Origin of the sequence: Microvirga sp. 2YAF29, from assembly GCF_052114605.1 — a bacterium.
GTDB lineage: Bacteria > Pseudomonadota > Alphaproteobacteria > Rhizobiales > Beijerinckiaceae > Microvirga.
In genome coordinates, this window is sequence record NZ_JBFRFB010000019.1 from 15,648 (window position 1) to 39,153 (window position 23,506).

A 23,506-nucleotide genomic window follows, 5' to 3' on the forward strand; every position below is an offset into this window, starting at 1 on the left:
TGACATCTGTCGCATCGTTTACGAATTTAAAGTTCCAGTATACCGGAACGAACGATGCCGATATCCGGGTATCTGGCTTTGAGCCAGGAAAAATAATCAACAGGTCTCATGCCTATTATCCAGGTATTCCTTTCTTTGGCGGCGACACATGGCTGAAGCGGGCGGGGAGTCAGGCTGGATCGTTGGGAAATATGACTGTCTTACATGAGTTGGGTCATGCTCTCGGCCTCAAGCACCCCTTTGATGCCGGTTTGGGTCAGTCGAAGCTTCCTGGTGTGCTCGACAACCCTGAGAATACAGTAATGACTTATAATAATTACCTGGATTCTGCTCAGACATTTATGAGGTATGACATCGCTGCGCTTCAGCAGATGTATGGAGCCAATTATTCGACAAATAGCGGGAACACGATCTATAAGTGGGATGGCTCTACCGGTGAGACATTCGTCAATGGTGTCGGGCAAGGTCAGCCGAACAACGGCAAGATCTTTCTTACGATTTGGGACGGCGGAGGCACCGATACTTATGATATGCGGAACTTCGATGGAAATTCAGTCATCGACTTAAATCCTGGAGAATCATCGAAGTTTTCACTCGCTCAGCTAGCTCGCGGGAACTCAGACACTGCCTTTGCTGCCAGTAACGTCTATAATGCTTTCCAATATGGGAGCAGCACCCGTTCTTTGATTGAAAACGCTATTGGCGGTTCCGGCAACGATAGGATTCTTGGCAATCAGGCTGCCAACGAGTTGGATGGTGGATCAGGCAACGATATCCTCTATGGCGGGGCTGGCCGAGATACGCTCTATGGCGGCGCCGGCCATGACCGGCTCTATGGCGAAGCCGGGGACGATGTGATCGCCGGCGGCGACGGCCTCGACACGATTGTCGGCGGCGACGGCTCGGATCTGGTCTATGGCGAGGCCGGCAACGACTACATCCTCGGCGAGGCCGGGGTCGATCACCTCGGCGGCGGGGCCGGCGACGACGTGCTCTCGGGTGGGGCGGACGGCGACTATCTCTACGGTGAGGACGGCCACGACACCCTCTATGGCGATGCCGGTAATGACATCCTCTACGGGCAGGCCGGCAACGACGTGCTCGGCGGCGGAGCCGGCGACGACCAGCTCTCGGGAGGGGACGGGGTCGACGTGCTGTGGGGCGAGGACGGCAACGACGCGCTTGGCGGCGATGCCGGTGACGATCACGTCCATGGCGGGGCCGGTCAGGATAGCCTCTATGGCGGCAGCGGGAACGACAGCCTGTACGGCGAGGCCGGGGACGATGTGATCGCCGGCGGTGACGGCTTCGACACGATTGTCGGCGGCGATGGCTCGGATCTGGTCTACGGCGAGGCTGGCAATGACTACATCCTCGGCGAGGCCGGCGTCGATCACCTCGGCGGCGGAGCCGGCGACGACGTGCTCTCGGGCGGACTCGACAACGATTTCCTGTATGGCGGCGAGGGCCACGATGTGGCCTATGGCGATGCCGGCCATGACAAGGTGGCGGGTGAAGCCGGCAACGACAGCCTGTTTGGCGGCGACGGCGACGACCAGCTCTATGGCGGCACGGGCATGGACATGCTCACAGGCGGCTCGGGCTGGGACTGGTTCGTGTTCGAGACGGCGCTGGACGGGGTGTCGAACGTGGACCGGATCACCGACTTCGACGTGGCCCGCGACGGCCTCTTCCTCAACCGCGCGATCTTCGGCGGGTTTGGCGCCAAGGTGTCGCTGGCCTATGGCGACAAGGCGAACGCGGCGCAGGCTCAGATCGTGTACAAGAGCACGACGGGCGAGCTGTTCTATGATGCGGACGGCACGGGCGCAGCCGCGCAGGTGAAGTTCGCGGTGCTGGGAGCCAACCTGGCGCTGACCCAGGATCACTTCATCCTGTAAGTCTCTCGATCAAGCATCCTGGCTGAACCATGAGCCCACCCCCGGTCAACACCAGGGGTGGGCTTGGTGCTCATCACCAGCAGGCAACGTCTCCATCAAAACAAGTCGGCCGATAACATGGTCTCGCCCCGCTTTGTCTCTGACGTTCCGTTCCGGCCGCGCGGATTTGCCCATTATAAACGCTCGCTTCCTCGTTGAACGGCTAGGCCCCTGCCTCTGTGGAATATCTTAAATTGCTCGATGTTGGACAGATTCCGAGACAGGCCGCGCCATGACACGCCTTTTTGAATACCAAGCCGAGAGCATGCCTTCCTGGTGGGACGGCAATTATCGAATGGATTGGTCCGAGAATAACATCGATCTGATGAAGGGCGACGGCGCCTCTCAGGTCGTTCTCGTTCCGACCGTTTACATGGATACCATCAACTCCACTCGGATCTATCGGGATAACGACACGTCTGGCGGTTGGAACACGGATGGTGCGCCGCGGACCGAGAGCGATGACGCGATCAGCACCTCTGTTAATTTCGCCAAGCAGCGCGGGTTGGATGTCATCCTCAAGATGCATGTCAATATCCAGGATGAAACCTGGAATGCTCTCATTGCGCCGCCGGAAGGATCGACCCCGCAACAGGCAGAAGCCTGGGCCAAGCAGTGGTTCGCCTCGTATAAGGAGGTTGCGCTCCACTATGCCCGCTTTGCGCAAGCGCAGGGCATCAAAACTTTCGCCATCGGGAATGAATGCGAGAGCATGACCGGGCCCGAGTATCGGGAATACTGGGTCGGTATCATCGACGCGATCCGGGACGTCTATGACGGAAAGCTCACCTATGCGGCGACCTGGACCGAGGCTCTGACTCTCAGCTTCTGGGACAAGCTCGATTACGTCGGCGCCAACCCCTACATCTCCTTCACGGATCTCCTCGATCCCACGATCCAACAGCTCGTCGATGGGTGGACGAAGCCGTCGGAATTCTATCATACCAGAGAGCCGATCGAGGCTCGCTTCGGTGAGAATATTTCCGCCATCGAGGCTCTCAAGCGCATCTCCGAATTGACCGGTAAGAAGCTGATCTTTACCGAGACGGGCTTCCGCAGCATCAACGGCAATAATTACGATCCGTGGGTCTGGGGAAACGGCGAGATCGACCTGCAGGAGCAGGCCGACATGTACCAGGCCTTCTTCAAGATCATCACTGAGCCGGCCAATAAGGAATGGATCGCAGGCTACTGGCTTTGGAATTACGATGCCAGCGAGTACCCCGCCGATCCCTCCCCCGATGACGGCTACTATACGCATGCCAAGCCGGCCGATGCCGTCATCAAGCATTACATGGGGTTAAACGGGGTCAATCGCGCTCCGGTCAATTTGACGATCTCGGCGCAAGCCGTGCGAGAAGACACTAAAGCCTTGAGCAGGATCGCAGCGCTCAAGGCGACGGACCCGGATGGCGATGCGCTGTCCTATCAATTGCTCACATCCAACGTGCCGTTCAAGATCGTCGGCGATCAGCTCGTTCTGACGGGACCGCTCGATTACGAAGCGAGGGCGAGCTATGACATCGTCGTCAAAGCCAGCGACGGATTTGGAGAAAGCACGACTCAGGCCTTCAAAATCTCCGTCACGGACGTGGATGAATCTGGCACTCCCGGAAAGCCTCCCGCGCTCATCCTGAGAGGAACGAAGGGTCGCGATGCCCTGGATGGCGGCGAAGCCAATGATGTCATCTACGGGTTGGATCACAATGACCTTCTACGCGGTCATTTGGGCAACGATACGCTCCACGGCGGAGCCGGAAAGGATACGCTCGATGGAGGCTCCGGCCAGGACATCTTCGTGTTCGACACCAAGCTTTCGAAGTCATCGAAGGTGAACAAGGCGAACGTTGACCGGATGATGGACTTCAGCGTGGCGGACGACACGATTCATGTGGCGAAGAGCGTGTTCACAAAGATGGCGAAGAAGGGCGTGATCAAGAGTGCTGAATTCTATGCCGGCACGAAGGCGCACGACCGGGACGATCGCATCATCTACGACAAGAAGACCGGCGCCTTGTACTACGATGCTGACGGCATCGGGAGCGGCCGCGCAGATCCAGATCGCGACCCTCTCGAAGAACCTCAAGATGACCTACAAGGACTTCTTCGTCATTTAAAGTGTGGAATCCTCAAATTTCCAATGGCTGGCGGGATGTACCTTAAGTGCGTGCCCGTCAGCTTTGCGCTGATCGGACGTCCTTAACCGATGCTTAAATCATGCTGACGACCTTATTGATGCAGACGGGCGAAAGTCCAATTCTGCGAATAGTTAATGGGGCCGCGTAGAGCCTCATGGCGATCTAAGTGTTTAATTTTATTACATTTCTTTCCCAATCGCAGACATTTCCCCTGTCTGTCAGGTAGCTGTGATCATCGCCTAACCTAAGGTAATTGGCACAAATCGATGCCTCCTTACGGGAAACTATCTGTTTGGATAGTTCCCAACGGAAGTCTCCCATGCGCTTATAGTCTGCTGATATTCTATAACAGTGCGCGTTTTGGTTAAGGGGGACGTAGTCATGTCGATTTTGGAAAAGTGGGGCCCTGAAAACCGGGTCAACAAGGTGTTTACGGGCGTCCAAAATCAATCGGCCGTCGCGGTAAGTCCGGACCCGCATTCGACTGTGCTGACAGCCTACTTCTCCATGACCAGTGGTCTGAGTACCATCCGGTATCGCGTCGCTAATGCTGAAGGAACTGGGTACTACGGGAATGATGCGGAGTTTAGTCTAGGTCTGACTGGTACCATTCAATCTGCCCCCAAGGTCGTTGCATTAAAAAGCGGATACTTTGTTATTGCTGTAACGCTTACGGCTGCCGATGGTAATACCGATATCTACGCCCAGGTTGTCGATCCGTATGGTGTGAAGCGAGGTGACGCCTTTGTCGTCAACCAGCTTACTGCTGGCGTTCAAACGATTTCGGATATGCAAGCGACGGCTAACGGAGGCTTTGTCGTTACCTATGAGCACGCCGGCAAACAGGTCCGTTCCACATTTATCGAAAGTACTTTCCACAATTCGGGCTATCAGCGGACTGGATCGGATCTTAATGTCCAAATTCCTGCAAATTCACCAAGCTATTTAGGGCCGGCAAAACTTATCGAATCCGCTAATGGCGAGAAGGTTTGGGCAGTCTACGAAATTGCAGAAAATGGTTATTATAGCCTTGGCGTTACCGGTGTTGGTACGACGGCGGGATATTATCTTATCGGCGGACCCTCGGACCTTACATTAGATTACGAGATCGTTAGTGTCGGCGCCTCTACCAGCTTTGCCGTGCTCCGCGTTACGACAGATGGTATTCTCGTTGCCCATCTTGTCGATTACACAACGAGGCCAACGATCGTAGGGAGTGTTGTAATCTCCTCGACAGGCATTGGCGCATGGTCGAAGCCGGTCGCGGCTCGCTTGCCGGACGGTCGCTTTGCCGTTGCCTGGGTTGAGAGAGCGGGAGGTCCTACGGATCCTGTCGGCATGGAGATCAAGACGCAGGTCTTCGATGCGAACGGGAATCCGAGTACCGCTCCGATCACGGTCAACACCACATCGTTCTGGAATCAATATGAGCCGTCGATCGCGGTTCATCCCGATGGCCGCTATACGATCACCTTCTCGGACGATTGGGGTGAAGGGCACGGCAAGTCTGAAGATGCCGGCGGAATTTTGAGCCAGACGATCGATCCTCGTGGTGAGGCCGGCCAAGTTTATACTTTCTACCTGCCAAGTCCATTTGGCGGCACTAAATATATGGGGCGTAACTATGCCGATAATCTCGTCGGGGGCTCAGGCAATGACCTTATCCATGCCAAGGGCGGCGACGACACTGTGAGTGGCGCTGCCGGTTCCGACTATATTTATGGCGGTGAGGGGAACGACAACATTGCCGGCGGTTCGTCCTCTGACACCATCGATGCCGGATCGGGAAATGATACCATCTACGGAGATGATGCCCGCTCCGCCGGAGACGATTCCCTATTCGGCGGAAGTGGCAATGACACCTTTATCGTTGATACGCCGTATGACGTCAGCCTTTCTATCTTTACCAAGGACACTATCGACGGCGGCGCTGACAGGGATCTTCTTTCGTATCAGAGATTCACGGATGCGCTCACCATCAATCTCACTGCCCAGCAAGATAGTAACGGGTATAAGCTCTTCAATATTGAAGACGTTACGGGCGGCAGCGGTAATGACCAAATCGTAGGCAACACGTTTGCCAACTTGTTGAAGGGCGCCGCTGGAAACGATACGATTTGGGGCGGCGACGGCAAGGACGAACTCTGGGGCGATGAGGGCAATGACGAGCTCTGGGGCGACGGAGACAACGACTTTCTCGCAGGTATGGACGGCCAGGATACGCTGCATGGAGGCGACGGCAATGACGAAATTTGGGCCGCCTCCGGCAATGACACAATTTATGGCGACGCCGGCGAGGATTTCCTCGTTGGTCAGGACGGCGATGACTATATCGGAGGCGGTGTTGGCAACGACACACTCTATGGCGGTACGGACAACGATACTCTCGCTGGTGGCTCCGATAATGACAAGGTCTACGGTGAGAACGGCAACGACTCGCTCTATGGTGGCGCCGGTAACGACACGATAGAAGGCGGCATCGGCAACGACTACGGCTACGGTGATGCCGGCAATGACTCGATCTTGGGTGGCAGCGGTAACGACACACTCTATGGCGGAACGGAGAACGATACTCTCGACGGCGGCGCTGATGATGATGAGATCTACGGCCAGGCCAACGACGACACGATATATGGCAGTGACGGCAAAGATAAACTGTATGGTGACGATGGCCTCGATTTCCTGCGAGGCGGTATTGGCAACGACACGCTGTACGGCGGCGCCGGTAATGACACTCTTTACGGCGACGAAGACAATGACGTCCTCTACGGCGGCGTTGGCAGGGACTACATGAATGGTGGTGCCGGCGACGACACGTACTACATCGATGCAGCAGACGCCAAGATCGAAGATTTAAGCGGAACGAATGATACGGCCTACATTACCACAAGCGGCAGCTATAACTTCGTAGGCACCGGTGTCGAGACGATCCTTGTCGAGGCTTTACTGGGTAACGTGACTGTCGAGGGCGGCTCAGAAGCTAATACGATCACAGGCAACGATCTCGCAAATACCCTCTCCGGCGGCCTCGGCAACGATGAGGTCAACGGCGGCGACGGAAATGACGTTCTGTACGGTAATGCAGGTACGGACAAGCTCAACGGCGGTGCCGGTAACGATACATTTTATATCGACGCCGAAGATATCATCAGTGATACCGGTGGAAATGATTTCGTTTGGATAACGGCTGGGGGGGCTACCCCCTACTCGCTGCTTGGTGGTGCATTCGAAACCATCGAAGCGGCAGCAGGTGTCGAAGGTATCCACGTGATCGCGGATTCCAGCGCAAATCTTATGCGCGGCAACGACAAGGCCAACACCATGGAGGGTGGGGCTGGCAATGACACTATCAACGGCAATGGCGGGGACGACCGCCTCCTTGGTGGTGTGGGCAATGATACTCTGTCCGGTGGTGCGAATAACGATACGCTCGACGGCGGTGCTGATAATGACAGCCTTGACGGCGGCATGGGCGATGACAGTCTTGACGGCGGCAATGGCAATGACACGCTCATCGGCGGCGCGGGTAAGGACACGCTCAAAGGCGGTGCCGGTGACGATACATTTTATATCGACGCCGAAGATATCATCAGCGACACCAGTGGAAATGATTTTATTTGGCTGACGGGCAGCGGCCGCTATGCACTGACAGGCGGTAAATATGAAACCATTGAAGCCGCGGCTGGAGTCGAAGGCATCTATGTGATCGGAGGAGGCGAAGCCGAGCTCATACGCGGTAACGATACGGCCAACACCATAGAGGGGGGCGGCCTTAGCGACACCATCTACGGATTCGGTGGAGATGATCGCCTTCGTGGTGACAGCGGCGCGGATACTCTCATCGGTGGGGACGGCAACGACAGCCTCGACGGTGGCTCCGAAAATGACAGTCTTGACGGCGGCAAAGGCAATGACAGTCTCGATGGCGGCTTAGGTGCCGATACGCTGTCCGGCGGCGCAGATAACGATACGCTCAGCGGCGGTGAGCATAACGACTTGCTCAACGGCGACGACGGCGACGACATACTCAACGGCGATAATGGCAATGACACGCTCAATGGCGGTATCGGCAACGATACTCTTACCGGCGGCTATGGTCATGACAGCCTCGACGGTGGCGATGGTAATGACACGCTCAAGGGTGGCGAGGGCAATGACACGCTCAAAGGCGGCTCTGGTAACGACGTGCTCAATGGCGGTGTCGGCAACGACACGCTCGATGGCGGTGTCGGCAACGACACGCTCGATGGCGGCGAAGGTAACGACACTTATCTCGTCAGCGCAGGCGATGACATTTATTACCTGACCGATGCCGGCGACATTATCGACTTTGGGCCGAGCGGCACGGATGGCGGCATCGATACCGTCTATGCCAAGACCGCGAACGTCATTGGCAGCGGTAAAACTGTTGCCCAGTATGTTTCCGACCTGCGCAACAAGGGCATAGAGAACATCTACATCGATGGCGCTCTGCAGGGCGAGACGAGGAACGGTACTACTAACAACGATACGCTCAACGGGACTGAGGGTGGCGACATCATCGACGGCCTTGCCGGGAATGATATCATCAACGGCCTGGGCAGCGGCGATTCGCTGATCGGCAGCGAAGGCAATGACACCCTCAGCGGCGGCGCTGGCAACGACACACTTGTGGGCGGAGCCGACAACGACACGCTCAACGGTGATGCCGACGATGACCTGCTAATCGGTGGTGCCGGCAACGACACCCTTAATGGTGGTGAAGGCAACGATACGCTGGATGGTGGCGAGGGCAACGATCAGCTCAACGGCGGTGAGGGCAATGACACCTATGTCTTCCACAACCCGGATGACCTGACGACTTCCCGTATCAACGACAGCGGCGGTACGGCAGATGTGGCGCTCGTCTCCTTCAGCCTTGACCTGTCGAATCCGGCAACAGCTAGCCTGCTGCCTGGCATCGAGGTCATCAAGATTGCCGAAGGCGCCGCCAATGTGACGCTGACAGGCAATGAGCAAGCCAACACGCTGATCGGCAACGAATTGGCCAACATGCTCATTGGCGGAGGCGGCAATGACACGCTCGTCAGCGGTGGCGGAGTGGACCTGCTGAATGGCGGCGAAGGCGATGACACCTATGTCCTGAACGGGGTAGATGCGATCATCACGGACACATCCGGCCACGACACGGTGAAGCTGGAAGGCACGGCGTTCGGTTCGACAATCACCAGCTACACACTGACCGAAGGCATGGATACGCTCGACGCAAGCGCGATCGAGGGCGATATCACGCTGAATGGCAATGGCCTCGATAACCTGATCATCGGCGGAGCCGGCAATGACACGCTCAACGGTGGTGCCGGCAACGACACCCTCAACGGCGGTGGCGGCGATGACGTGCTCAATGGCGGTGCGGGCAATGACACCTATCTCGTCAGCGCTGGCGACGACACCTATTACCTGACCGATGCCGGTGACATCATCGACTTCGGCCAGAACGGCACGGACAATGGCATCGACACGGTCTATGCTACGTCGGACTATCTCAACGGTCAGTCGATCAAAGACTTTGTCGACGCGATGCACGACAAGGGGATCGAGAACGTCTATATCGATGGCGTTCTATATGCTGAGCCCGTGGTTGGTGACGAGACAAGCGAAGTCATTGACGGTACTCCAAATGGCGACATCATCGACGGTGCTGGTGGCAACGACACCATCAACGGTCTCGGCAGCGGCGACTCGCTGATTGGCAGCGCCGGTGACGATGTGCTCAACGGCGGTGGCGGTAACGACACGTTGGTGGGCGGAGCCGACAACGACGTGCTCAACGGCGACGAAGGCGACGACAGGCTGGTTGGTGGTGCTGGTTCCGACACTCTCAACGGCGGCATCGGTAACGACACCTACGTCTTTACCGATCTCATTGACCTGACGACCTCCGTCATCAACGATGAAGGCGGCACGGGCGATGTCGCTGAGGTTTCCTTCAGTCTCGATCTGAATCAGAACCCACTGGGCAACATCGAGATCATCAAGATCGCTCAAGGCGCGAAGGACATCACCCTCACGGGGAATGATGACGCCAATATCCTGATCGGCAACGAGCTCTCGAATACGCTGATCGGCGGCGCGGGCAACGATACGCTTCAGGGCGGGGATGGCGATGATACGCTGCAGGGTGGCGCGGACAACGACTACCTGGTCGGCGGAAACGGCAGCGATTCCCTCGACGGCGGTGACGGAGACGATTACCTCGACAGCACTGGGATAGGCGCCGATACGCTGATCGGTGGCTCAGGCAACGACACCTATATCCTCCGTCACGCGGATGACACGGTGATCGAGTTGACGGATGCCGCCGGTGGCACCAATGACACGGCCTACATCTTCAGCGAGACCTTCGGTCACGATGCGCAGGCCATCGAGACATACATCGCATGGCTCAAAGCCCACGGTATCGAGAACGTATTCTTGGACAAGGACCCGCCTGGGCCGGGCGAACAGCCGGGCGGAGGAAATGATGCTCCGACTGATATAGATCTGTCAGAAAAGAGTGTGCGTGAAGCATCAGGAAACAACATTCCAATTGGGGTACTGTCAGCATTCGATGCGGATGGTGACACGCTGACTTACACCCTGCTTGGAGAGGCCGCTAACCAAGTCTTCTGGATCGATGGGACGACTAATGAGCTTAAGGTCAAGAACGGTCTCAAACTCGACTTCGAGCAGAAACGAGACTGGGCAATTACTGTTAGCGTCGATGACGGCAAAGGCGGAGTCACAACGAAGGAATTCACAATCGAGGTCAGAAACACGTTCCGCGATATTGTGACCGGGCAGGGCGACGACGACAAGTTCGTCGGCGGCGCCCAGGCCGACAGGCTGAGCGGGGGGGGAGGAAACGACACCTTGAATGGTGCCGGCGGAACCGACACTCTCACCGGCGGTACCGGAGCGGATGTGTTCGAGTTCAACCAAAATCCCGTCGCCACCAACTTGGATTCTATCACTGACTTCAAAGTCGAAGACAATGATCGTATCTGCTTTATCAAGACGCCTGTGGCCTTTGCTGCAATAGGCGCTGCGGGAACGTTGGCAGAAAGCGCCTTCTACACTGGATCGGCTGCGCACGATGCTGATGACAGGGTCATCTACGATGCGGTGGAGGGCCGACTTCTCTACGACCCAGATGGAACGGGTGCAGGCGTTGCAAGGGTAGTCGCCACCTTAAGCAAGAACCTAAATCTCAAGTACGACATGTTCTTTATCGTCTAGCAAAAAAGCCCAAACGGACTTTGTAAAGGCCGTTTGGATTGAGTTCTCAAAAACGAACACTCTGGGGCTTACAATGGCAAATCTTAAAATCGTAGCGGTTACAACGAACGGCGGCGCGCAGTTCGATGATTTCAGCGTATTCATCAACGAGAACGTTGGGACGGGTACCGTCATCGGCAAAATTACTGGTTGGGAAACTACGCCAAATATAACCTTCAAGGCACACCAAGAAAGTGGTGTTGATCAAGACATCGGCGGCCGCTACCACATTGTGAAGGTCGGAAACGAATATTTCCTCGCCGTCAAAAGCGGCGGAACACAGATGATGGACTATGAGGACGAGACATATGGCGGCGTACATCAACAGATGTGGTTCGAAGCCGTCAATGGAGCAGGCACGGTCGTTCACAATGCCATTTTTGACGTTTATCTGAATGATATTGAGCCTGAGGGACCGGTCAACCAAGCTCCGAACACGCCGAGTTATACTTCAAGCGGCCCGATCAACGAGACGGTAGGTAACAACACCTCTGTTGGCACGCTGTCGGCGACGGATCCGGATGGGACGACACCGAGCTTCGTGTTTGCGGACACAGGAACCACGACCAGCGCGGATGGCGCTTTCAAGATCATTCTGGTGGGCAGCAGCTACCAGATTCAGGTGGCCGATGCGTCCAAGATCCAAGTCACGAGCGGCACTAGTAAGAATTTCACCTATCAGGTGAAATCGTTCGACGGCTCGCTGCAGTCGGCCAGTGCCACCACCGTTTCGATCACCGTCAACGATGTAGCGACAAATCAGAAGCCTACAGATCCGGTGATCCAAGGGTCGGCGACGGCGATTGCTGAGAATGACGGAACATCCAAGGTCGTGGCGACGGTGCAATCGACCGACGACAACGTCGGCGGCGGTTCGATCTCGTACTCGTTTGCCGCCGGTGGCAACCCGGGCAGCCTGTTCTCGATCAATACGTCCAACGGCCAGATCAGTTTCACGGGTGCGGCGCAGGACTACGAGAACAACCCGAACCTGCAATCTGACCCGAATGGAAAATACTTTGAGGTCAAGGTCCTGGCGACCGATGGCCCTGGCCTCTCGTCCGGCGTCACGACGGTCAAGGTCTATCTCACCGATATCAACGAGGCGCCGTCTGCCCTGTCGTATGCCACGGTCAATAACCTCAACGAAAATGCCGGGACGGACGCTGTGATCGCCACCGGTGCGTCCGTGACGGATCCGGATACGGCAGCTGCATACCGTGACTTCCGTTACGTGCTGGTAAACCAGGACGGCACGCTCTACACGGGAACCAACTATAAGATCGATACCACCACCGGCGTGATCTCTGTCGGCTCAGGCGGCCTGCCGGATGTGAGCTCCTCTACGCAAGTGACGCTGTACGTTCGCGTGACGGACAAGGGTGGCGCTGGCCTTTCCCACACTCAGAATGTCAACTTTACCGTCAACCCGGTTACTACCAACAACGCTCCAGTGATTGGCGGCGTAACGACATCGGCACAGTCGGTGCAGGACACGGGAACCATTAAACCTTTCTCCGGCGTTACGATCTCGGATGAAGGGAACGTGACCGTGCGCATCACTCTCGATGACAACAATAAGGGTGTGTTCACGGATGCCAGCCTGACGGCAAGCGGCTTCAGCTTCTCCAATGGTGCATATGTTCTCGCAAACGTTTCAGCATCGGCGGCGCAGACGGCTATCCAAAAGCTCGACTTCAATCCTTCTGATCGAGAGACGGGCCAAGTTGGAGCCGGTCAGTCGACCAAGTTCACGATCTCTGTGAATGACGGGGTGAACGGGGCTGTCATAAACGACCAGACCACCGTCAATGCTACCGTCGCCAACCGTGCTCCTACCGGGGTCAGCTTCACCGGCAACAACACGTTTGTTTCGGTGCAGGAGAACGGAGCGGTCAACAAAGAGCTCGCTACGCTCTTTGCGTCGGACACCAACGCGAATGATACATTTACTTATGAGATCGTCAGCGGAGGTGAACGGTTCCAGATCAGCGGCAACAAACTGCATGCAATTGGAACTCTCGATTTTGAGGCTCAAGACTACCTGACCGACGGAACTGGCAAGTATTACCTTGTCCAGGTTCGTGCCCGCGATCAGGCCGGCAGCGGCCTGCAGTCGCCGACTGTCGGCTTGAAGGTTTACGTCACGGACGACACAAGCGACAACAATGTCCCTCCGACACTTGCGGTGAACACCACGGCTTTCTCAAGCACGGGCGGAGCAGTCAATCCGTTTACCGGGCTGGTGGCAAATGATGCCAATGCCACGGATGAGTTGACTCTCACCATTAAGTACTCGACCAGCAACGGCACTCTGACAGGCGCTGGCAACCGAGATAATGTGACAGCGGACATTTCCGATGTGGGTGCAGAGCGAACCATTTCTCTGAAGGGTACAGCGGCTGCTCTCAACAGCTATCTCGATGGTGTGTCGTTCGATCCAAGCGATACGGCAAGCACGAGCACGAGCTTCAGTTTCACGATCAAGGATAACCATTCGAGTGTGCAGACGATCAACACTCAGGTGATCGTGACGTCCACCATCAACGGCAATGCTCCTCCTGATATTAAGCATGTTCCGACGACGGTCAAAACGGTTGCCGATAAAGGTCAACTGGTACAGCCGTTCGACAAAATCGAGATATCGGATACGGGGCAACTCACAGTCATTGTTCGGATGGATGCCGCGAGCAAAGGCAAGTTCGCTAATTTCCGAACAGGCATCGACATTTACAATGAAAGCGCAGGGACTATCACCATTCGAGGTGATGCTGCAACGGTGACTGATGTACTCCAAGCTCTCCAGTTCGATCCCCGTGACAAGGCTGCGGGTTCTGCAGCAGAGGTAACGAGCTTCACGATCAGCGTGACAGACTCGGACAATGCTACCGTAACGTCGTCGTCCTTCCAGGTCTCAGCTACGGCACCAAGTGCACCTCCTGCGAATCGTGGCCCGGTGGAGCTCACTCTGTCGAACTTCAACGTTCAGGAGTTGACCAAGAACGGTAGTTCAGTCGCAACGCTTTCCGCTAAAGACGCAGACAATGACCTGCTCAGCTACAAGATCTTGCTCGCAAGCGGGGCCGCCGTCGATACCGATGGTTATTTCACGATTAGCGGCAATCAGCTGCTCGTTGCGAATGGTGTTAAGCTCGACTTTGAGCAAATTAAGTCGCGGCCGATCACCCTGCAGGTGAGCGACAGCAAGGGGGGCATCTCGCAGCAGACCTTCACCATGAACATCTCTGATGTAAGTCAGGAGATCATGACTGCTGCTGATGCCAGTCCGTTCAATGACATCATCAAGGGCAGCAAGACCGGCAACTTCAAGGACGTCTTCTACGGCGGTGATGGAGACGACCAGCTCTGGGGTGGTTACGGCAACGACACGCTTTGGGGCGGCGCCGGCAAGGACGTCTTCGTCTTCGACGGCAAGCTGGGCACATCCAAGACGGACCGGAAGGTCAATTTCGATACGATCAAGGATTATAGCGTCAAGGACGACTCGATCTGGCTCGATAACGATCTCTTCAAGAGCAACAAGACGCTCTATAAGGCGATCAAGAAGGGCACGGAACAGAAGCCGACTAAGCTGGCCCAGAAGTTCTTCAGCCTGGACAAGGCCAAGGATCAGGACGATTACTTCGTGTACGATACGAAGAAGCGCGTGCTGTACTACGATGCGGATGGCTCCGGATCCAAGGAGGGCATTGAGATCGCGACCTTCGCGAAGAACAAGGCACTAGCCAAGTTCACTTATGGAGAACTGTTCTTCGTCTAAAACTTGAAGACGCCCCGCTTTCATGAAGCGGGGCGTCTCTGTTAAACGCCTCGACAATATTTCGACTAAGTATATTTCAGGACGGCACCGTGGCGACGATCGATATTACCGCCGAGATCAATACCATTGGTCCTGCTGAGCACGGCTATTCGCTCATAAACGATGACGTCCTCAACATAGCCAATCAGGTGCGCATCACGGCACGTGGCGCTGCGGCGAGTGCCGTTCATGTATCCGGAGGCTTTCACAGCATCGCTTCCCACGGAATTCTCTGGGGAGGCTATGCAGGCCTTTCTATCCACAGTGCCGCGAATGTCGTGAACCACCTGGCCATTGGCGGTGGGATCTGGGGCATTCCCATGTTCGGTCTCAACGGCCAGCAGATCGACAATCGGGGCTCGAACGAGGGAGGGCTCGGGAGATCCATTCTGGGCTCGGAGGACAATGATCTCGTCTACAACAAGGGAACAATCAACGGATTGATGACCCTCGGCGCCGGAAACGAGCTTTTCGACGGGCGCGCTGGCCGGTCGACAGGCCTTATCGTCATGGGTATCGGAAACGCTAGCGTCCTTGGCAGCGCATCTGATGAGACATTCTACGGAGGGCTCGGCGACGACTTCATCGATGGTGGGGCTGGCATCGATACAGTCGTGTTCAGCAGCGGCGCCGATATTACCGTTACTCTGGCAAGCGAGCTTCCTCAGGCCACAGGCGAGGGCTTCGATACCCTCATCAATATTGAAAACATCAGGAGCGGCAGCGGACGCGATCGCTTGACGGGGAACAACGTCGCCAACGTCCTTGATGGCGGTGGCGGCGTCGATGTTCTTATCGGCTATGGAGGCGATGACACCTATGTCGTCGACACGTCGCTCGATGAGGTCATTGAATTGGAGAACCAGGGAATAGACCAGGTTCTCACGACAGCAAGCTACAAGTTAAGTGACAATATCGAAGTCCTGCGTGCACAAGGAAGCGACCATATCTCCCTGACGGGAAATCGGGCAAGCAATCGGATTTTCGGTAATGACGGCAATAATCAGCTGGATGGCGGTGCTGGTGCCGATGAGATGCATGGCGGCCGAGGGGATGATACTTATCTCGTCGAAAATGCTTTCGATCTGGTCTTTGAAATGCCGGGTGAGGGCCGCGACCAGATTATGACAACCGTCTCATACATCTTGCCGATTTCGAGCGAGATCGAGAAAATGATCGCGGGCGGAAATGACGGCATTCGATTGACCGGCAATAATTACAATAATGGTCTTCACGGCAATGCCGGTAAGAATATGCTGTCCGGCAGCGGAGGCCGTGATACGCTCTGGGGTGGAGCCGGAAACGACACGCTGAATGGCGGTAAGGGCAAGGATTTCTTCGTCTTCGATACGAAGCCAAGCAAAGCCAATTTCGATCGAATAACGGACTTCTCCGTTCGCGACGATTCAATTTATCTCGACAACGCAATTTTCAAGGCTTTGGGACGCAAAGGGACGTTTACAAAGCCCTCGAAACTCAAGTCGGATTCGTTCTGGATCGGCAGCTCAGCCCACGACAATTCAGATCGACTGATTTATAATAAAAAATCGGGAGTTCTGTTCTATGATCCTGATGGAATAGGGTCTGCCTCTCAGGTCATGATTGCGGGTCTCAAGAAGAACCTCAAGCTCACGTACAAAGACTTCTTCGTGATCTGAAAACCCCAGGATTCGTATGGATCTGCGGCGTTCCGTCATCGGTTGGCTGCCTCCTGCGCTCAGGCGATAGTCATTAGAGCATCTATCGGTGAGGCGGATTCGGTTCGCTGTTAAAAAAGCAGCCCAGGAAGAAGAGATATGTGCCACGCAAGTGGAAGCAGTTCTAGTCTTTCCGCATCGGATCATAAGCGAGGAGCACCAGATCCGCCTGCCGCGAAACCCCAGTCTTCTGGAAAAGGCTCTGTAGCTGCGATCTCACGGTATTTCGACTGAGACGCTTGATGTCGCTGTAATCTGAAATCGTCTGACCCTCAGCAAGCGCTTTCAACAGTTGGGTCTCTGCCTGGGTCAGCCGGAATTTCTTGCTGATTGAATCTATGGTTTGCTCAGGACCCGCGGTTTTGAATTTAATCAAAAGCAACGCTTGGACTTTCGTGAAGGCGCCTCCGAAATGGTGGTGGCTTGGGACGATGACACCTTCAATGCGTTCCCCAGTCTTCAGCGAGATCGCAATAGGATAAGCAACACGTTCGTCGATGGCTCTGACCACCAGGTTTTTCAGATGAAGATCCTGACTTGGAGAATCCATAGCGAGCCGCCCGAAACGTAGACTAAAGCCGAGACCGCGCTTGATGAGTTCTTCCGCCTTCGGGCTTATGTCATAGACCGAGCACTGCCGGTCCAGCCCGATCGCGCCTACTCCAAGCTGGTCCAATCCAAAAACTTGAGCGTCCTGCAATGCGCCTTGGAGTTTGAAACGGCTGCTTATCTCCAGTGCTCTTTCAAAATGCGGAACGAGCCTCGCAAGAAAGTTCATTGCCTCATCACTGTAGTCCTCGGAACCATGTCCTCGATGGAATGCGACGAACATGGACATGTGCGCGCCAAGGTTCAGATGCGTACCCATGGCGAATTTCAAACCTTGAGGCAGCAGCCAATCATTATAGTATTCCGTTTGTTCAAAGACCTCTTTGGATACGGTCTCAAACATCCGCGCCACGTTTCCTGAAGGAAGGTCGAGGGTCCCAGGTATCAACGGATTGATCGCTACAAAATGCTCCTTGTAGCTTTCGACAAAGCTCCGTTCAAACCCTTCGCTCATATCAACGACGACAGAATTGGAATGCGCGTCATGAATGAATAGAGAGCTTGTACTTTGGAACACCTCGCCAAGACGTACGGCAAGGCTTTCCCATGCATTTGCATCAGCTGACGCCTGATAGATCAACTCTAGCAGTTCGGCAAATTTCGTATTGTTTATTAACATGTCAGCTTAAATACATGATTAGTAAGTACTTCGCTTCAGTAACGTAATTACTATATATATTTGGTTTATGGTCGCATATCGTAATAATGACTTCAATGATTTTAGGAGCGATTTCTATAGAACTGTCCGTATCTATGTATCGTATCTGAACGATGCTGTAATAACTGATTTCGGCGTATGAAGCACGCGCCTTTGGCTGAAATATATGAATGGGACCATGTTTCTATCGAAAATGTCGAACGCCCATGGCGCGCAAGAGGTTATCCTAACAATCCAACAAAAGCGCTTTGAAGCTGATGGGGATAACAGTCCAGGAGGAACCTTCCCGCACAGGAGAGGCAATGCCGAAAGATCTTAAAAGGGTACGATCTTTAAGAGGCAGAACATAGTGCTCAAGGCTGCTCCATGCGCCGCCGAGCTGTGTGGCCTAAAAACGATAAGTTGATTCAGGATGAGTGGATGGCATTTGCGCAAAAGATAGAGATTTAGGACGCTTTCATCCGGATGAAAATTATTTTCTGCTAGATATATTTGTCCTGAAACGGACTGATAATTGACTCTTGGAATTCGGCCCAGGATCCGGCTGCGGTTCTACCGGAAATTCAAATCTCACAGTCACTTTGGATATTCGGTGAAGACTATGAGCGCCCGCGCGGTTTCGGAAAGATTCAATCCATAGCGGCCTTAGTTCCGGCGCGCATGCTGCTCGAATCAAGGTTTCCTCTGTCCGCGCTGGCCGCTGTTTCTTCTCACTGACCTCTTCGTCAATTCTTCAGATGGGACACACAGGCACCCATTTTGAGGGCCTCGGCCGCCGTAAGCAAAGCGTTGCCTAAGCTTTGTGCCATGAAAGGTGTCATCGCCATCGGGATCTGTATACAGATAGTGCTGCTAGGGTCATCCTCTATCGAGGCGACTTCGAGTACCATCATTGCTTCGCACTCATCCAATGTACCGACCGAGAAGCGGGTGAGGGCAGTTATCTTATCATTGTCCAATGTGTCATGTGTCATGATGCCAGCAAGTCCTTCCCTTAGGGAGCTTAGATATGCGGTTGCTGGCGAGTGAGCGCATCACCCATTTGAATGAAGCGGATTCATTGTAATCGCTCCGTCAAATGGATTTTATAGGGATGGTCCTTGTCTTCGCTAAGTCATGCCGCGCTGAAAAACTGGCAATGCCGCAATCACATCAGCTCAAGCGTTAGAGAAGGTAGGAGCATTAACTCGGAGCCGTGCAGCTAAAGCTCCGCTTTCACTATTTTATACTTTATTACATATCAGCAATAATGTATCTCTATTGGCTGCCGCAAATTCACGGTACGCTTTCGCCTGACATGTCCCGTGTGATCGCAATTGGCAAAAAATTGTCCTTAGTCACGCGGTCAGAAGAGCTTGCATCGAGATGCGCAGACTTGGCGATGCTTGATTCCGCGAATAGTTTCTCATCCTATCGTAAAGCAAGGAAATCTGTGGTTTGGACGCCAGCGGAACTCTTCTCATGAAGTTGAAATAAGACATGCGCGGCTAAGGCAAAATGCTGATGAAATATCGCAGAAACTAGCTCTTCGAATGGGTTCCGGTTTGTTAGGATATGGCATATTGGAAGTTGTACTACTTTCATGATTGGCATGCATGGCGCTTCAAAGTTCGTCGCCGAATAATGCGAACGGGTTACAGCGTGCTTGCTGGCTTTGATCTAAGCTGATGACGGGCTCTAAGATGATGCACCTCTCCGACAAAAATTCGCGTTCAGATATTGATAAACTTGAAAGCATCGCAGCGCAGCGCTGTTTGAAGGAGAATGTCGAGTTCACCTCATTACGGCGCCGCGTATTTCGCGAGATTGCATCCCATGGTGGCACAATCGGCGCCTATGATATTGCTTCGCATATCAGTACCGCGGAGCGTCGGATCAATGTCGCATCCGTTTATCGGGCTCTCGATTTCCTCGTCGAAGCAGGCTTTGTGCGTCGGATCAAAACCAGCCGCACTTTTGCACTGGCTGATCTGGAAACGCCTCCGAAGAAGGACGCAATGAGCATATCCTTTTTCTGTCGCAACTCAGGCGTCGTTAAAGAGATCCAGTCGCCCTTAATTACAGCGGTTCTAAAGGATGCGGCGAAGTCAGTGGGATTTAACAATCTGAGCGCTTTGATCGAAGTCGAGGGAGTCTTCTCTCCCAAAGACACGGACTAGCTGAATACTTATTGAGGCATCTTCTCGCATAAGCGTCCTGGATACATCCTCAGCTTCTCGCGCTGTTCCATGTACGTGCCAATGGTCGACCGGGTGCTCCAGGCGCAGGGCCAGGCTATCGGGAACACCGGCGGCTGGCGCTATTTGGACTTGAAGGATGTCTACTGCGCTGGCGCAGATCCCGAACCCGGTCGGCCCGATGGCGTTCCGTCGGGGTTCATCCCGTACTTTCGGTAAGCTGCTTGAATGTCCTGCTCTGCGGCAGCTTCCATTCGCGCGTGATTTTTGGCGAGCCACGCTTTATGCGCGATGCCGCCGCCGACTGTCAGTGGGATAACTGATAGACCGGTAGGATCCATGGCGGCTGCAATTCCGGCGGCGCCCTGAGCCGCTCCAAAAGCCCTCGCCTCGGCATCCAACTCTGCATTGACCTTCGCCGATGCCGATCCTGGAGCATTGTACTGGAAGCTACCCGGATCGCCGGCGGGTGCCGAGCCGGAACTTTGGCAGCCTATCAAGGCAACAGCGCATAAAACGAGAAATGCGGCTCTGGTCGCTTTATGGGGCATCGGTTCGGCTCGCAACGATATTGAATTGGGCATCTGGTCTAACAGACTATGCGTAGCATTATACCATATTAAAAGCGGCAGCTTTCTGTCTTGGTTCGCCCTGCGGCCTTCCTGCTGATGAGTGGCTTATATCCTGTCAAAATTGAAGGGTATCCCGAGTGGTGCCGCTGGAGTTTGCTGTGGCGGCCCATGAACCAGGGATCTATGGGCAGAATCGCGATGAGCGATGGCGATCATGTCCTGATAGGAATCAGATGAATAGGTCGAGGCTAAGAGCGTAGCAGAGCCAGATGTGCGTTGTAGCAGTCGCCGATTTCGCTTTGCAAAAACCTATTTGCTTGACTAGGAACGTCAGCTTATTGATACGTCATATCATTAGAATGGCTGCCTAGCGGAAAGCGAGTTCATGTCACCGTCAAGACAATCCAAGCGAACGGATACATCTGAGCCCAGTGTATCTAAAGAAAACTCCCCAATTCAAAGCTCTGACGTTGTGACTCTCGATCCAGCCTGTCTCAGTCAGGAGCAACTCGCTGCTCTCGAGATGGAGGTTTCATGGCTGATGTTCAGGTCAATTTTTGAGGAGCGCATGGCAGGGGATGCAATGATCCGTCCCCACAGCCGTAATGTATTCGAGAGCGATATGGTATGCGCCATCGTGCTGGCGCGGTATCTCGAAGATAGGCCGATAACTCTGAAGGAGATGACGACTTACTTCATGCAGTTCATCACCGAGGCGACCCTTTCTCGGCATTTGGACGATATGGAGGCGGCTGGTGCGCTTGTCAGAGTGCAGGATCTTCAGGACCGCCGGAGACTTTTGCTGATCCCGACTGACAAAGAAGCCGCCCCGGCGCAGATGTATCTGCAAGGAAGGCTCGACGTCATGCTCAATGCTGGTTTCGTCTATGATCCTGAAGAGGCCAAGCGGAGGCTCTCGGAAAGAGTTCCTTGAAGCGGTTTTCTGAATCTTCAAGGCGGGGGACGACTCGATGGTCGTGGAGAGAGGAATTGGATCCAACTCGTAACACCCTGCTGGAGACTCAAGATCACCCGCAGCGACACCCTCGTGCGAAATGACAGCCGAAGCCCAGGGACAGCGAAACCCCATTGGCTTCTGATCTCGTAAGAAACTACTGGCTTCCACGGCAAGGCACTTATTGGGGCCTCGATATTCGGAATTGCAGGCCGAATGCCAAAAGGCACTCGCTTGATTCGAAGTCTATATTCTTGAAGCTCAAATATTTTATCTCTCACTAAGGTGTGCTGCCACACCCTACGATCATCCGGTTCACAACCCTGTCTGTTCAGAGAGGTGACGACGTAGCGGAAGGCTGGCATGGCACTCGTCTGAGCCAGAGGATCTGCCGTGAAAATCATCAACACCGTTCAGCCCACTCAAACAGCCGATGAAACACATGCCTCCGTTGCGGCATTTGGAGAGACTTACTTCGTTGACAGCGGAGGGGCGCTCTCTGCAACCGGAAGTCGTGCCAACGGCATTCACGCTGTTTCCGGGCCCCTTACGGCTATGGTTCTAGGAAGCATATCAGCTACACAATGGGGAATATATGCGGCGAGTTGGGATAACCTGATTGAGGTTGGTGTCGGCGGTTCCGTCTATGGTGAAGGGCGCGGCATATTCGTAGCCGGATCCCCAGACGATATCGCTTTCCATACTTTAACGAACTTTGGCTTCATCGGCGGTAAGAATGAAGGTGTTCGGTTAGAGGGATATGTAACAACAACCTATAACGAAGGCACCATCTCCAGCCAGAGCGGTACGGCGATCGTCTTGGACGGTGGCTTTGCTCCAGCAGGCAGAGTCGGCCGTATGAGCTTGCTTAATACGGGTATGATTTTTGGGGGAGGACTCTCAGCCAAATACGCCATCCAAGGCATGAACGGAAATGCCACAATCGTGAATAGTGGAACGATTTCTGGCAATGTCGTTCTCGGATCGGGCGATGATAGCTTCGACAATCGTGACGGGACGCTCGTTAATGGTACGATCTCTCTGGGCGATGGTAACGATCGCATTTGGTCAGGAAATGGAAATGACGGCATCATCACGGGGAAGGGCGCCGATTCCATTGACGGTGGAGAGGGCACCGATTCTCTTTCTCTCTCATCAGGCGCGGACAATGTTACTGTTGATCTGCGCGAGGTAAATTCTCAAGCGACCGGGATCGGCCAGAAAACTATTCTGAATATCGAGGATGTTGGCTCCGGGAACGGCGACGACCAACTGACAGGTAACTCCGCGAACAACCAGATCGCCACCGGCGCGGGCAATGACACGCTGGATGGGTGGTATGGCGACGACACGCTCAATGGCGGTTTTGGCACTGACACAGCGTTGTTCTCGGGTTCCGCTGGTGCGCGGGTCGATCTGACCAAGCAAGGCGAGAAGCAGAACACCGGCTACGGCCTCGATACGCTGTTCGCCATCGAGAACCTGGAAGGCGGCGCTGGTTCTGATTGGTTCAAGGGCGATGCCAATGCCAACCTGCTCAGCGGCAACGGCGGCAACGACACCCTGGCCGGCGGCTTGGGCGACGATACGCTCGACGGCGGCGCAGGGATCAACACCGCCGTCTTCGCAGGCCAGGCTGCAGAC

At 54.7% G+C, this 23,506-nt stretch carries 10 protein-coding genes; 8 read left to right on the forward strand and 2 right to left on the reverse strand.

The features are described from left to right. Positions 1-371: 371 nt before the first annotated feature. From AB4Y85_RS17795 to AB4Y85_RS17815, 5 genes are all read left to right on the forward strand, one after another. On the forward strand, positions 372-1,901 hold the full coding sequence (locus AB4Y85_RS17795) for a calcium-binding protein (protein ID WP_441986271.1): 1,530 nt from the start codon (positions 372-374) through the stop codon (positions 1,899-1,901). 271 nt (positions 1,902-2,172) lie between these two features. Next, positions 2,173-4,143 carry a glycoside hydrolase family 113 gene (locus AB4Y85_RS17800; RefSeq protein ID WP_441986261.1) on the forward strand — a complete coding sequence of 657 codons (1,971 nt, stop codon included), beginning with the start codon at positions 2,173-2,175 and terminating at the stop codon, positions 4,141-4,143. A gap of 316 nt (positions 4,144-4,459) precedes the next feature. Then, positions 4,460-11,335, forward strand: coding sequence for a hypothetical protein (locus AB4Y85_RS17805; RefSeq protein WP_441986262.1), 6,876 nt, complete (start codon positions 4,460-4,462; stop codon positions 11,333-11,335). Positions 11,336-11,408: 73 nt separating this feature from the next. Beyond that, the gene (locus AB4Y85_RS17810; RefSeq protein WP_441986263.1) at positions 11,409-15,155 is read left to right on the forward strand and encodes a cadherin domain-containing protein; all 3,747 of its coding nucleotides are present in this window, start codon (positions 11,409-11,411) and stop codon (positions 15,153-15,155) included. An 89-nt stretch (positions 15,156-15,244) separates the two neighbouring features. Continuing rightward, complete coding sequence (locus AB4Y85_RS17815; protein WP_441986264.1) at positions 15,245-16,852, forward strand: calcium-binding protein; 1,608 nt, start codon at positions 15,245-15,247, stop codon at positions 16,850-16,852. A 163-nt stretch (positions 16,853-17,015) separates the two neighbouring features. Here the strand turns inward: AB4Y85_RS17815 and AB4Y85_RS17820 are convergent, their stop codons facing one another. Next, positions 17,016-18,119: a helix-turn-helix transcriptional regulator gene (locus AB4Y85_RS17820; protein ID WP_441986265.1), complete on the reverse strand. Its 1,104-nt coding sequence runs from the start codon at positions 18,117-18,119 to the stop codon at positions 17,016-17,018. A gap of 764 nt (positions 18,120-18,883) precedes the next feature. Next, positions 18,884-19,132 carry a hypothetical protein gene (locus AB4Y85_RS17825; RefSeq protein WP_441986266.1) on the reverse strand — a complete coding sequence of 83 codons (249 nt, stop codon included), beginning with the start codon at positions 19,130-19,132 and terminating at the stop codon, positions 18,884-18,886. 693 nt (positions 19,133-19,825) lie between these two features. Between AB4Y85_RS17825 and AB4Y85_RS17830 the strand changes: the two genes are divergently transcribed. From AB4Y85_RS17830 to AB4Y85_RS17840, 3 genes are all read left to right on the forward strand, one after another. Beyond that, a complete protein-coding gene (locus AB4Y85_RS17830; RefSeq protein ID WP_441986267.1) occupies positions 19,826-20,317 on the forward strand; it encodes a transcriptional repressor in 492 nt (163 codons plus the stop codon). A gap of 1,062 nt (positions 20,318-21,379) precedes the next feature. Beyond that, positions 21,380-21,841 (forward strand): MarR family transcriptional regulator, encoded by a 462-nt coding sequence (locus AB4Y85_RS17835; RefSeq protein WP_441986268.1) that lies wholly within the window; start codon positions 21,380-21,382, stop codon positions 21,839-21,841. Between the two features lie 414 nt (positions 21,842-22,255). Beyond that, the coding region (locus AB4Y85_RS17840; protein ID WP_441986269.1) for a calcium-binding protein at positions 22,256-23,506 on the forward strand (1,251 nt) is incomplete at its 3' end.